Raw genomic sequence first — 12,947 nt, 5'->3', positions numbered from 1 at the left:
CACGCCGAAGCCGAAGCCGACTCCGACGAAGACCCACAAGTACACGCCGAAGCCGACGAAGACGGCGCACCCGACCATGACCGCCAAGCCGACCAAGACCCCCTAGCCCTGACCGCCGGGGCACGTGACACGCCCGCGCCCCTGAGGCGCGGGCGTGTCCGTCGGAGACTTCGCCCTCCCCTCCTCGCACAACCATCCGGCGTCCGGTACGTCTGATGCGGTATGAGGGCGTGGTGGGCGGACAGGAAGCGGCGGTATGCGGCCGTGGTGTGTGCAGTGGTACTGGCGGCGGCCGGGGCAGGCGCCGTCGCCCTGAAAACCCGTCACCCGGCGCAGCCGCCCGGGGCCGTGCTGACGTTCCGGTCCGTGCTGAACACGTTCTACCTGCCGCGCTACACCGCGCCCGGCCATGCCCCCTGGGCCCCCGAATACCGGATCCGCCTGGCCGCGGCCGCGGCCCCGTCCGGCGGGAGCCAGGGGGCCGCCAGGCAGGTCGAGGCGGATTTCGACCTGTCCGTCTTCAAGGGGAAGGCCGACATCTGGGGGGAGAACAAGGGCTACGGCTGCGCCCGGTCGGGCTTTCGCGTGACCTGCGCGCTGCCGGACATCAAGTACGGCGAGGGAGCTGATTTCCTTCCCTTCCAGGTGAAGCCGAAGCCCGGTACGGCCTTGGGCCCGGCCGGATCCATCGTGGTGACCGTGCACAGCGCCGACGCGCCCACCATCCGGCACACCACCCGTGTGAGGGTCGGCTCGCCGTATCTGACCACCCGGAACAGGAAACTGACGGGAGTGCGCCCCGGGGGCGAGGTGCGGCTGACACCCGCCTTCGGCAACCGGGGGGACACCGGTGTCGACGGTGGCATCACCGTCATGGTGGTGGCGGACGGCAGCACCCTGCTGCCCCGGTACGGCAACTGCCGCTACAACAAGGCGGCAGCGGCCACCGAGGCACAGTGCGACTTTCCCGGCCCGCTGCCCGCGGGGACGGCGTACGAGACGGACCATCCGGTCATCGCCGTGACCGGCCAGGACACGAGGAGCGGCAGCCTGCACTACAGCGTGTGGCCCACCGCCGATATCGACGGTCCGTCACAACTTCCCCGGCGGGCTGTGCGCGGCACCGGTGAAGTGCTGCGTCTTCGGCCGGTGGACGGCGGCGCGTTCACCGGGAGCGAGTCGTACAGGAGCCGGGGAGCCGCCGGGGCACTGGACTTCGAGACCACGCGGGTCGACGACGTGGAGGCCGTCGGCTTCACCATCCGGGGCAGGGTGGGCGAGGAGGTCCGGACCGAGGTGCCGTATCCGAGGGGCTACCGGGGCGACACGATGTGGGTGACGCTCCCCGACGGCGTCAGCCTCGTCACCCGGCCACCGCAAGACCTGCAGAGCGAAGACTCCTACTGCCGCAAGGGCCCGGCGAAGGGCGGTCCCGTCGCCTGCGGGCCGGGGGCCGAGCCCTACGCCGTCGTCCTGCTGGTGCGCATCGACAAGCGCGTCGAGGGGGCCCGCGGCAGCGTCACGGTCCCGCCCGGTCCCGCCGCCGACCCGGACCAGGACAACAACACAGCCCCGGTGACCGTGGAGTACATCCCGTGACCGTCCCGTGCCGCAACGGGCGCCCGGTCATCCGAACTGGCCGGGCTGGTAGTCGCCGGCGGGCTGCCGGACGAGGACGTTCACGCGGTTGTAGGCGTTGATGAGGGCGATGAGGGAGACCAGCGCGGCGAGCTGGTCCTCGTCGTAGTGCTTGGCGGCGTTCGCCCAGGCCTCGTCCGTGACCCCGCCGGCCGCGTCGGCGATGCGGGTGCCCTGCTCGGTCAGCTCCAGGGCGGCGCGCTCGGCGTCGGTGAAGACCGTGGCCTCCCGCCAGGCCGCGACCAGGTGGAGGCGCACCGCGGTCTCCCCGGCGTGCGCGGCATCCTTGGTGTGCATGTCGGTGCAGAAACCGCAGCCGTTGATCTGGCTGGAGCGGATCTTCACCAGCTCCTGCGTCGCGGCAGGCAGCGCCGAGTCCGAGACCGCCTTGCCTGCCGAGTTGATGTGCCTGAGGACCTTGCCTGCGACCGGGTTGCCGAAGAGGTTCAAGCGGGCGTCCATGGTGAGCTCCTTTGCCGTTGCCGGTGGTTACACCTTCCTGACGGACCAGCCCGGCAGGATGTGACAGGAACGCAGGGAACGCGTCTCCTCCGGGCCCGGTGCCGTCCCCGGGAGCGCGCTCACCGGCTCAAAGGGCGGCCTTGTGCTTCAGGGGTTCCCACCAGGTGCGGTGGTCGCGGTACCAGGCGAAGGTCTCGGCCAGGCCCTGGGTGAAGTCCTTGCGGGGGCGGTAGCCGAGCTCGCGGGAGATCTTCGTGCAGTCCACCGAGTAGCGCAGGTCGTGGCCGAGCCGGTCGGGCACGTGCTCGACGCTGTCCCAGGTCGCCCCGGCGAGGTCGAGCAGCAGGGTGGTCAGTTCCTTGTTGCTCAGCTCGGTGCCGCCGCCGATGTTGTACACCTCGCCCGGCCGGCCGCCGGTGCGCACCAGTTCCAGGCCCTGCACGTGGTCGTCGATGTGCAGCCAGTCCCGGACGTTGAGCCCCTCCCCGTACAGCGGGACGCGGTGTCCGTCGAGGAGGTTGGTGACGAACAGGGGGATGACCTTCTCGGGGAAGTGGTGGTGGCCGTAGTTGTTGGAGCAGCGGGTCACCCGGACGTCCAGGCCGTGGGTGCGGTGGTAGGAGAGGGCGACGAGGTCGGAGGAGGCCTTGGAGGCGGCGTAGGGGGAGTTGGGGCGCAGCGGGTCGCTCTCGGGCCAGGAGCCCTCGGCCAGGGAGCCGTAGACCTCGTCGGTGGAGACGTGCAGGAAGCGGGCCGGGCCGCCGGGCCGGCGCAGCGCGGCGTCCAGCAGGGTCTGGGTGCCCAGCACGTTGGTGGTGATGAACTCGGCGGCGCCGAGGATGGAGCGGTCGACGTGGGACTCGGCGGCGAAGTGCACGATCTGCTCGTGGCCGGCGACGAGTTCGGCCACGAGGCGGGTGTCGCAGATGTCGCCGTGGACGAAGCGGAAGGCGGGGTGGGAGCGGACCGGGTCGAGGTTGGCGGGGTTGCCGGCGTAGGTGAGTTTGTCCAGGACGGTGATCTCGACGTCGCCGGGGCCGCCCGGGCCGAGCAGGGTGCGTACGTAGTGCGAGCCGATGAACCCCGCTCCGCCGGTGACGAGGATGCGTGTGGTGGTCATCTGATCCCTCCGTGGATACTCCGCTTTTCGGGCGGAGAGGAAACGGACTCCTGCGGAGCCGGGCGAGGAGCGACGTGAACGCGGCGAAGAACCTTCTGGCTGCCGGGCCGGCAGTGTCCGCGTGTGGAGCTGGTGTAGGACCTCAACGGAGAACTCCGGGCGGGCAGTCGGCGTCGGAGCACGAACCCTGACGGCGTGAGCCGTGAGGATCCCCCTCGTTCACGAGGGGGAGAGGTCAAGATGAGATCTGCACCTTGCTGTGGTCGCCGAGGATGAGCCGGTGGGCGGCGGGGACCCGGGGTGCGGGGGTCACCTCCACGTTGCGTCCGATGATCGAGGCCTCCACGCGGCGGGCGCCGCGCACCGAGGAGCCGTCCAGGACGATGGAGAACTCGATCTCGCTGTCGGTGATGCGGCAGTCGTGGGAGATGGAGGTGAACGGGCCGACGTAGGAGCCGGCGATCACGCTGCCGGTGCCGATGACGGCCGGGCCCACGATGCGCGAGCCGCTCACCCGGGCGCCCTCGTCGATCTGCACCCGCCCGATGATCTCGCTGGTGTCGTCGACGTCGCCCTCGATGTGCGGTTCGGTGTGTTCCAGGACGGAGCGGTTGACCTCCAGCATGTCGCCGACGTTCCCGGTGTCCTTCCAGTAGCCGGAGATCGTCGTGGAGCGTACGTCGCGCTGCTGGTCGATGAGCCACTGCAGGGCGTGGGTGATCTCCAGTTCGCCGCGCCAGGAGGGCGTGATGGCGCGGACGGCCTCGTGCACGGCCGGGGTGAACAGGTAGACGCCGACCAGCGCGAGGTCGCTCTTGGGGGCCTTGGGCTTCTCCTCCAGCCCTGTGACCCGTCCGTCCGCGCCGAATTCGGCGACTCCGAACTGGCGCGGGTCGGGGACCTGGGTGAGCAGGATCTGGGCGGCGGGCCGCTGCGCGCGGAAGGCGTCGACGAGGGAGGAGATGCCGCCCACGATGAAGTTGTCGCCCAGGTACATGACGAAGTCGTCGTCGGCGAGGAAGTCGCGGGCGATGATGACGGCGTGGGCCAGGCCCAGCGGCGCGTCCTGGGGGATGTAGGTGACGGTGAGGCCGAACTTGGAGCCGTCGCCGACGGCTTGCATGATCTCGTCGGCGGTGTCCCCGACGACGATCCCGACCTCGGTGATGCCCGCGTCCGCGATCGCTTCCAGGCCGTAGAAGAGCACCGGCTTGTTGGCCACGGGCACCAGCTGCTTGGCGGATGTGTGGGTGAGGGGGCGCAGGCGGGTTCCGGCCCCGCCGGAGAGTACGAGAGCCTTCATGGAGGTGAGGCTAGGAGCGGGCACTTGAGCCGGGATGGGGGATGGGCCGCGCCCACAGGCCCCCTCCAGGGCGGCTCGAGAGGCGGTGGGGATCCTCGGGTGACACGGCGGGGCGGGCGGCTGCGCCTGCCCGCTTCGGTGACGCGAGCCCAGGAAGGCTTGAGGCATGGCAGACAACCACCGTGAACTCGTCCAGCGCTTCGTCGACATGATCAACGCTCATGACGTGAGCACCATGAGCGAGCACACCGCGCCCGGGCACATCGACCACAACCCCGTTGTGGAGGACGGCATCGAGGCGAACACGGCGTTCTGGGAGCAGATCTTCGCCGCGTTCCCCGATGTCAAGGTCGTCACCCACGACCTGGTCGTGGAGGGGGACCGCATCGCCGGGCGTTTCGAGTACTCGGGCACCCACCAGGGCACGTTCTTCGGCGTCGAGGCCACCGGGCGGCCGCTGAACTTCCAGTCGATCGACTTCTGGCGGGTCGAGGACGGGCTGCTGGCCGAGCACTGGGACCAGCTGGACATGGCGGGGCTGTTCCGCCAGCTCGGCGTCGACATCCACGCCGGCCAGGACGGCCGGTAGCCGTCCTCGGGCGCGGGCGGGGGGGGGGGGGGGGGGGGGGCGGGGGCGGGGGGGGGGGGGGGGGGGGGCGGGGGCGGGGGGGGGGGGGGGGGGGGGGGGGGGGGGGGGGGGGGGGGGGGGGGGGTGTGCGGGCGGGGCGGGGGCCCCCCCCCCCGGGGGCCGGGGGGGGGGGGGCCCGCCCGGGGGGGGGGGGGGGGGGCCCGGGCCCCCCGGGGGGGCCCCCGGGCCCGCCCGTGCGTGAGCCCGTCCGTGAGCTGGTACGGGGCCGGGCCGTCCGTGTGCCGTCTCTACGGGGCCGGGGCGGGTCGCGGCTCTACGGGAGCGGGGCGGGTCGTGGCTGTACGGGGCCGGGGCGGGTCGCGGCCTGTTCGACGGCGTCGGTGAGCCGGGCGTGGGCGAGGAGGGCCTCGGTGTGCGGGGTGAAGTCCTCGCGGTCGAGGACGGCCCGGGCGAAGACGCCGGCGATGTTGGTGAAGTGGGCGTCCGGGGCGAGGCGGATCTCGCGGACGGTGCCGCCCTGTTCGACGTGCAGGACGGGGACGTGCTCGTCGGGGGTGCTGAAGGCGCGTTCCAGGCGCAGCCGTCCCTGGCTGCCCCACAGGTCGTAGCCGCTGCGGTAGGCGTGTTCGACGCCGTAGGCGAGCTGGGCGGTGGCCCCGCAGGCGGCGGTCAGCAGGGCGCCGCCGGCGGGCGCCGGCCCGTGCGCGGTGGCGGGGCTCACCTGGGCGCCGGCCACCCGCAGGTGCGGGCCGAGGAAGAGCTGGGCGGCGCGCAGCGGATAGGCGGCGACCTCGGGCAGGGTGCTGGCCCGCCGCAGGGTGCCATCGGCGTCGCGGCGCAGCGGGATGCCGAACTCGGAGCCGAACAGGCGCAGTTCGCCGATCAGCCCGTCGTCGAGCAGCTGCTGGACGTGGGCGTGCTGGGAGTGGTGGAGGAACATGAAGCTCTCCATCAGCAGCAGGCCGCGCTCACGGGCGAGGGACACCGCCTTGTCCGCGTCCGCGAGGCGGGCGGCGAACGGCTTCTCGCACAGCACGTGCTTGCCGGCCTGAAGGGCCCGCAGGGTCCACTCCACGTGCAGTTCGGGCGGCAGCGGCAGGTAGACGGCGTCCACGTCGTCGCGCTCCAGCAGTCCGGCGTAGCCGGCCACCGGCGTGCCGCCGAACCGGCCGGTGAACGCCCGCGCCTTCGCGAGGCTGCGGCTGGCGATCGCGGTCACCTCGACGAGCGGCTGGCGGGCCATCGAGGGCAGCATGCGCCGCTCGGCGATGTCCGCGCAGCCCAGCACCCCGACCCGCAGCACCGGCCCGCCCGCTCCTCCTGTGCGCTCGGGCCCGTTCACCTGGTTCCTCCGAGGATGCCCCGGCCTTCAGGCCGGGAAGGAATCGGACTCCTGCGGAGCAGGGCAGGGAACGGGGTTTCGCCTCCAGGGCGAAAGACCGTCCACGCGATCGGGTAGCGTGGTCGATGTGCGTTGCGAGAACCAAGCGCGCACACCGTGCTGAGCGAGAGCCAAGCCAGCACAGCAACTCCTTTGCTTGTAGTACCAAACCGGGCAGGTTCCGACCCGGCTGGTGTTGAGGGTGTAAGACCCGTAGGTCCGCTGGACCCGCAGGCAGCCTGAGCCAGGAATCCCCCTGCTTCAGCGGGGGGAGGGTTCAACGGGCGTACGCCCCGCCGCGGGCCCAGGCCGCGCGCAGTGCGCTCAGCAGGGTCCGGGCCTCGATGTTGAGGTAGTTGCTGTGCCGCAGCAGGTCGGACAGCTGGCCGGCGGTCACCCACAGGAAGTCCCCGGGTACGTCGACGGGGAACTCGCCACCCACTTCCATCAGGACGTAGCGGTTGCCGGCGTGGTGGAAGCGGCCGCCCTCCTCGGACTGCACGGTGTCGTACAGCAGTGTGCCGGGATCGGCGCGCAGGACGAGGTCGAGGTAGCGGGGCCGGCGGGGCAGCGGCAGGGTCAGGGCGCGGCCGGGCTGGCACTGCACGGTGGGGCCGAGTTCGGCCACGTCCAGGACGCCGGCCTCGGAGCGGGCGTGGGCGAGCAGGTGCGGCACGCCGCCGATGCGGCGCACCAGGAACGCCGACAGGCCCTGTTCGGCCGGCGCGAGCAGGGGCTGGGTCCAGCGGGTGACCTCGCGGTTGGCGGCGGCCACGGACGCGGCGATGACGGTGAAGTGGTGGCCGCTGTCGTGGGCGATGGCGTCCTCGGTGCGCCGCCAGTTCCGCACGGCGGCCAGCGGCATGCTGGTCTGCACGAGCTCGCGGTGGGCCTTGATCTCGGTGAGCCGGTTGAGGAGGTGCTCCATGCTGTGCAGCGGGGGTCCTTCGTCGGCGTACGAGGGGATCAGCGACAGCACGGTGCGGGCGTCCATGTTGACCACGTTCGACTCGCGCAGCAGCTGGTGGATCTGGCCGAGGGTCAGCCAGACGAAGTCCTCGTGCGCGGGGACGGGGCCGAGGGCCTCGACCACCATGTTCCGGTTGCGTTTGCGCAGGAACCAGGAGCCCTGTTCGGACTGCAGGGAGTCGAACAGCACCCGGGAGGCGGTCCGCGGCGGGGCGAAGTACTCGATGTAGTTCACCCGGGCGCCCTTGTGCACGCCGGTGTAGTTGCTGCGGGTGGCCTGCACGGTGGGGGACAGCTGGACGGTCTCGAGGTTGCCGGGTTCCATCTTGGCCTGCATCAGGCAGTGCAGGACGCCGTCGAACTCCTTGACGACGATGCCCAGGATGCCGATCTCGGGCTGGTTGATGATCGGCTGCGACCAGGACGCGGCGTGCCCCTCCCACTCGGCGCGCACCTGCAGGCCCTCCACGGAGAAGAACCGGCCGCTGTCGTGCACGAGGTTGCCGGTGGAGTCCGAAAAGCGCCAGCCGACCAGGTCGCGGAAGGGGATGCGCCGCACCTCGTAGCGGTTGGTGCGGCGCTGTTCGGCGAACCATTCGCGGAAGACCGGATTGGGCGTCACCGGGCTGTCCAGGGTCTGGGCCGACAGCGTGAAGCGCCGCCCCGGACGGGTGAGGGTGCCCGGGGGCACCGCCTGGGTGATGGTCATCTGGATTCCTCCGTGGATACCCCAGCCTTCGGGCTGGGGAGGAAACGGACTCCTGCGGAGCAGGGCAGGGGAAGACGATTCGCCGCCAGGGCGGATCGTCGTTCACCGGCAACTGCCTGCGGATGTCGTAGCGTTGCCGCGCCCGGCCGGTGATGGCCAAGCTGGCCGGGCCTACCGCCGGGCTGGCGGGATGTCAGGTCTGTGGAGCTGGCGTAAGACTGCTGGGCGTACCGACGTCCCCCGCCGTTGATTGGGGGCAGCTGCTGTCTGAGAAGCAGAAAGCTCAACCCGCGAGGGAAGAATCCCCCTGCTTCAGCTGGGGGAGATGTCAACAGTCGTGACTCCTTCGCCGTGTGCCGCGCGCCCGGGGCCAGGCCGCCGCCACGACGATCCGCCAGGGCGATCGGCCGTGACTGGAGAGCGCCTCGAAACACCCCGCACGCCCGCTCGAACCCCCGTCTCTGCCGGTGCTATGTCTCCTGTCACTGCTAGACAAAGGGTGGGGGCGTCCCTACCGTGGGGCGGTATGAGAATCCTCTTTGCCAGCGCGGGCAACTTCGGGCACGTGTATCCCCTGCTTCCCTTGGCGAAGGCCGCGCGCGCCGCGGGCCACGAGGTCGCTTTCGCCACCGGCGAGCAGCTGCACCCGGCCCTGCGGGCGGCCGGCCTTGAGCCGGTGGCGGCGGGCCGCTCGGTTCCCGAGGCGTTCATGGAAGCAGTACGCGGCAGTGCCGGCCTCGAACACGGCGAGGGCGACGGCGACCTGGGCGCCCAGGATGTGCCGCCCGAGGTACTGGCCGACCTGCATGTGAAGGTGTTCGGCTCGGTGCTGCCCCGCTGGGTGGCCGCCGACCTCGCCTCCGTCCTGGCCGGCGGGAGCTTCGACCTCGTCGTCTACGAGGCGCTCAACCCCGGCGCCGCCTTCGCCGCGCACCTGGCGGGCGTGCCCGCCGTCGCGCACGGCGTGGGCGTGATGGCGATGGGCCCCGAGGAGGCCCGCATCCAGGAGGAACTGCTGGCCACCGCCGCCGACCTGGGCGTGCACGTGCCCGGCGGCCAGCTGCTGGCCCTGGCCCGCACCTACATCGACATCTGCCCGCCCTCCCTGCAGGACCGCGGCTTCCTGGCCGCCCCGCTGCCCCGCGTCGAGCAGCGCCCCGTCGCCTACGGCGAGCCGGGCGAACTGCCCGTGGCCATCCGGGACGCGGACGGCCCCTTCGTCTACCTGACCCTGGGCACCGCACTGGGCTCGGTGGACGTCCTGCGCACGGTCATCGAGGGGCTGCTGCCGCTCGAGGTGCCGGTCCTGGTGGCCACCGGCCCGGTGGTGGACGTCGCCGACCTGGGCGAACTGCCCGAGCGGGTGGTGGCGGCCGCGTGGGTGGCCCAGCCCGAGGCACTGACGCGGGCGGCCCTGGTCGTCCAGCACGGCGGCGCCGGCACCACCCTGGCCGCGCTCGCGGCCGGACTGCCCCAGCTGATCCTCCCGCAGGGCGCCGACGGACCCGCCAACGCCGCCGCCGTACGTGACGCGGGCGCGGGCGAGGTGGTCTACGCCGCCGACCTGACGGCCGGCGCGGTCACCGCACAGGCCCGCCGCATCCTGGGCGACGAGACCTACCGCGACGCGGCCCGCAAGGTCGCCACCGAGATCGCCTCCATGCCCGCCCCCACCGAAACCGCCACCCGCCTCCCACAGTTCACGGCCTGACGACGCCCGCGATCCCGGACGCCTGCCCCCGGCCAGCGGGCGTCCGCCCCCGGCGCGGTTGCCCGGCCCCCCGGTGTGGGTGTCCGGCCCCCGGTGCGGGTGCCGGATCCCCGGCCCGGCGTGCCTGGCGTCGGCCTGCGGGTGCCTGGGTCCCGTCCCCAGGGCGGGACCCGGCCCCCGGCCGGGGCCTGCGGGCCGGGCTCCCGGGGGGCAAGGTGCCCGGGACTCCTGGCCCCGCCTCCGGGGCGCTCACTGCTACGCCCCGGGGGATGCCCCGTCCGTAGAAGGAGTGACTCCCGAGAAGGAGTGACTCCCGCTCCGCCGCAGGACCGACTCCCGCGCACCGGGAGGGGACGGCTCCCGCTCCCGGGAGCCATCCCCGCCCCGGGACCCTGGTCCGCCCGGCCGAGTCCGCCTCGGGTGCGTATCCCGCCCACCCCCCGGAGGGATACGCCCCCCGCCCTCCGGGCGCCGGTCCGCCGGCCGCCCGGGCACCGGCTCCGGTGCGCGCGTGCGTTCCCCCAGCACGCGTGCACCGGACGCCTCCGCCGCCGTACGGACACCGCCTAGGGGAGCGGGGCAAGGCCGCGCGCGCCGGCCGGGGCGGGCAGCAGGTCCTCGACCGGGGTGTGCGGGGACGCCGCCGTCAGCGCGGCCAGCGTGGTGCGCAGCTCGCCGGCCAGCCGCACGGCCCGCGTGCGGGAGAGCACCGCGGGGGCGAACTCCAGACGCAGCAGCGGGTCTTCGCGCCAGCGCAGCACGGTCAGTGCGGCGTCCGCGGTGACGGCGCCCGCGTGCCCGTGGTGGAAGCGCGCGCTCAAGGCGCCCGCCCGCACGCTCGCGGGCAGCAGCTCGTCGCGGGCCGCGAACGTCACCGGTGTCAGGACGGGCCGGGAGCGGTCCGGGCGCACCCCGAGCTCGCGCGCCAGCTCGGCGGTGTCGAGGTCCGCGCAGCCGAGGGCCTCGCTGAACGCGCAGGCGACCCCGCGCAGGAAGTAGTCGACGCCGCCCTCCAGTTCACAGCCCACCGGCACTGTCGCCGAGCACGGCGCGAGGGTGCCCAGCAGCGCCGCCGTGGCGTGGCGCGGCACCTCGCAGCCCACCAGCAGCCGCTCCAGGCCCGCGCGCCGGCCCACGGCCAGCGCCCACGCCGCCAGCAGCACCGTGCCGTGCGGCACACCCGCCCGCCGGGCCGTCGCGTCGGCCGCGTCCCGCAGCTGCACGTCGAGGCCGACGTGCAGCCGCTCGCCGCGGACATCGAACACGGCGGGCCGCGGCGCACCCTCCGCCAGGTCCATGGCGGCGGGAAAGCCGCGCAGCCGCTCGGCCCGCGCCGTCGCCGGCGCCCGCAGGCCGCCCGGCCGGGCGGCCTGCGCGGCGCGCCCCGCCGCGTCCGGCCCGGGACGCACCGCCCGCACCAGCGGGCGCCGGTGCACGGCACGGTCGTAGTCGGCGAGCAGTTCCTGCCACAGCAGCGCGGCCGACCAGCTGTCGGCCACCGCGTCGTGGTACACGAACGACAGCAGATGCGCGCCCCTGTCCAGACGGCTCAGGGCGAAGGCCAGCGGCGGCCGGCCCGGCCGGCCGACCAACTGCCGTGCCCGCGCGGCCAGATACCCGTGCACCGCCGCCACCGGGTCCCCGGCCCCGCCCGCTCCCGCCGCCTCCAGAGTGACCAGCGGCGGGGTGCAGGCGGCGAGAACCCGCCGCACCGGGCCGTGCGGCGCATCCGCGAACACGGTCCGCAGGCCCTCGTGCCGCGCACCGAGAGCGGCGAGCACACGGCGCAGCGCGCCCGCGTCGAGCGGCCCGGCCAGCTCGGCACTGAGCACCCGGCACACCGCACCGGCACCCGCCTCCCGCTCGGCGGCGAGCGCCGCCCGCTGCCCGGGCAGCAACGCCCGCACCGCGCCCGCGTCTGCGGGCTGCCCGGGCGCCGCGGCCGGGACGGGCACGGCCCGGGCCAGTACGTCCGCCAGCGGGGCGGGACCCAGCAGCTGCGCCAGGTCCACGGCCAGGCCCAGCTGCCGGCCGGCGCGCGCCTGCAGCCGCACGGCCTGCGCGAGGCCGCCGCCCAGCGTGATGAAGGGAGAACCCGCGGCCCCGGCCGGCAGGGTGCGCCGGTCGCAGCCGATGACGTCCGCGGCCAGGTCGAGCAGCTCCTCCAGGGGAGTCGGGGTCAGCATGGGGTGGCCCTCTCTGTGGGCAGTCGTGCCCCGATCCTGTCGCCCGTGCCTCGAAGACCGCTCGAACCCGCCCCGCACGGAACCGTCGTCCCGCCCCGCACCGCGCCGTCCCCGTCGCACGGCACGGCGCCGCCGCCCCCGACGGCAGCAGCTGATTTCAAAGGCAGGGACTCTATCACTGACAGCTGGATTTTCGCCGAAAGTGCTAAAGTTCGGTTCATGACGCCCCGAGAGCGACGCCTTCGCGAGCAGGCCCAGCGCCACCGGCTGATCCTTACCACAGCCCGTGAGATGGCCGAGTCCGAAGGATGGGACTACGTCACCACACGGCGCCTGGCGGACCGTATCGAATACAGCCAGCCGGTGCTCTACCAGCACTTCAAGAACAAGGACGCCATCGTCCACGCGGTCGCCCTGGAAGGCTTCGCCGAACTCGCCGCCGCGCTGCGCACCGCCCGCGAGGAAGCCGGTGACCCGCAGGAGGCACTGGGCGCGGTCGCCCGCGCCTACGTCGACTTCGCCGAGCGCGGACCGGTCCTCTACGAGGCCATGCTCACCCTCGACCCGGGCGAGGACACCGGAGAGGACACCACCGGGGCGGCCGGCACGCCGGCGCCGCTCACGGACGTCCTCGCCGAGATCAGACAGGCCGTCGAGCCCGTCGCGGCCGGCCGCGACGGCGGGCTGCTCGCGGAGGTCCTGTGGAGCGCCTGGCACGGCCTGGCCGCCCTCACCCGGGCGGGCCGCCTGCGCCCGGATCCGGCGCGGCAGCGGCTGGCCGCCCTGACCGACGCGCTGCTGGGCCCGGCGGCCCAGCCCGTCTGACCCGGCGGGACCGGTCCGTCCGACCCCGAACAGCGGCCAGGCCCGTCCGGTCCA

10 protein-coding genes and 1 pseudogene are annotated in these 12,947 nt (G+C 73.5%); 5 read left to right on the top strand and 6 right to left on the bottom strand.

Features of this window, described 5'->3' with window-relative positions; all coding sequences use genetic code 11:
- Positions 1 to 267 precede the first annotated feature (267 nt).
- Complete coding sequence (locus ACFZDJ_RS29080) at positions 268 to 1,599, top strand: hypothetical protein (RefSeq protein WP_391063153.1); 1,332 nt, start codon at positions 268 to 270, stop codon at positions 1,597 to 1,599.
- A 27-nt stretch (positions 1,600 to 1,626) separates the two neighbouring features.
- Here ACFZDJ_RS29080 and ACFZDJ_RS29075 read toward each other — a convergent pair whose 3' ends face one another.
- Positions 1,627 to 2,100 carry a carboxymuconolactone decarboxylase family protein gene (locus ACFZDJ_RS29075; RefSeq protein ID WP_143604905.1) on the bottom strand — a complete coding sequence of 158 codons (474 nt, stop codon included), beginning with the start codon at positions 2,098 to 2,100 and terminating at the stop codon, positions 1,627 to 1,629.
- A 127-nt stretch (positions 2,101 to 2,227) separates the two neighbouring features.
- A complete protein-coding gene (rfbB, locus tag ACFZDJ_RS29070; RefSeq protein ID WP_391063149.1) occupies positions 2,228 to 3,220 on the bottom strand; it encodes a dTDP-glucose 4,6-dehydratase in 993 nt (330 codons plus the stop codon).
- A 71-nt stretch (positions 3,221 to 3,291) separates the two neighbouring features.
- Between rfbB and ACFZDJ_RS29065 the strand changes: the two are divergent.
- Positions 3,292 to 3,411, top strand: a pseudogene (locus tag ACFZDJ_RS29065) (RNA-guided endonuclease TnpB family protein); the annotation flags it as partial.
- 44 nt (positions 3,412 to 3,455) lie between these two features.
- On the opposite strand, the gene ACFZDJ_RS29060 reads toward ACFZDJ_RS29065, so the two are convergent.
- Positions 3,456 to 4,523 (bottom strand): glucose-1-phosphate thymidylyltransferase, encoded by a 1,068-nt coding sequence (locus ACFZDJ_RS29060; protein WP_391063147.1) that lies wholly within the window; start codon positions 4,521 to 4,523, stop codon positions 3,456 to 3,458.
- A gap of 166 nt (positions 4,524 to 4,689) precedes the next feature.
- Between ACFZDJ_RS29060 and ACFZDJ_RS29055 the strand changes: the two genes are divergently transcribed.
- A complete protein-coding gene (locus tag ACFZDJ_RS29055) occupies positions 4,690 to 5,112 on the top strand; it encodes an ester cyclase (protein WP_067383410.1) in 423 nt (140 codons plus the stop codon).
- Positions 5,113 to 5,425: 313 nt separating this feature from the next.
- On the opposite strand, the gene ACFZDJ_RS29050 is transcribed toward ACFZDJ_RS29055, so the two are convergent.
- Together ACFZDJ_RS29050 and ACFZDJ_RS29045 are read right to left on the bottom strand one after the other, a co-directional pair.
- Positions 5,426 to 6,454, bottom strand: coding sequence for a Gfo/Idh/MocA family oxidoreductase (locus ACFZDJ_RS29050; RefSeq protein ID WP_391063144.1), 1,029 nt, complete (start codon positions 6,452 to 6,454; stop codon positions 5,426 to 5,428).
- Positions 6,455 to 6,770: 316 nt separating this feature from the next.
- Positions 6,771 to 8,171: an NDP-hexose 2,3-dehydratase family protein gene (locus ACFZDJ_RS29045; RefSeq protein WP_391063141.1), complete on the bottom strand. Its 1,401-nt coding sequence runs from the start codon at positions 8,169 to 8,171 to the stop codon at positions 6,771 to 6,773.
- A 526-nt stretch (positions 8,172 to 8,697) separates the two neighbouring features.
- Here ACFZDJ_RS29045 and ACFZDJ_RS29040 point away from each other — a divergent pair.
- Positions 8,698 to 9,882, top strand: coding sequence for a nucleotide disphospho-sugar-binding domain-containing protein (locus tag ACFZDJ_RS29040; protein ID WP_391063138.1), 1,185 nt, complete (start codon positions 8,698 to 8,700; stop codon positions 9,880 to 9,882).
- A gap of 566 nt (positions 9,883 to 10,448) precedes the next feature.
- Here ACFZDJ_RS29040 and ACFZDJ_RS29035 read toward each other — a convergent pair.
- Positions 10,449 to 12,068, bottom strand: coding sequence for a condensation domain-containing protein (locus tag ACFZDJ_RS29035; protein ID WP_391063135.1), 1,620 nt, complete (start codon positions 12,066 to 12,068; stop codon positions 10,449 to 10,451).
- Positions 12,069 to 12,287: 219 nt separating this feature from the next.
- Here ACFZDJ_RS29035 and ACFZDJ_RS29030 point away from each other — a divergent pair, with 219 nt between their 5' ends.
- The gene (locus ACFZDJ_RS29030) at positions 12,288 to 12,893 is read left to right on the top strand and encodes a WHG domain-containing protein (RefSeq protein WP_391063133.1); all 606 of its coding nucleotides are present in this window, start codon (positions 12,288 to 12,290) and stop codon (positions 12,891 to 12,893) included.
- Positions 12,894 to 12,947: the final 54 nt, after the last annotated feature.

This window comes from Streptomyces sp. NPDC007896, assembly GCF_042959425.1.
GTDB lineage: Bacteria > Actinomycetota > Actinomycetes > Streptomycetales > Streptomycetaceae > Streptomyces.
The sequence above is the reverse complement of the archived record's forward strand: the minus strand, read 5'-3'. Positions and strand labels throughout refer to the sequence as shown.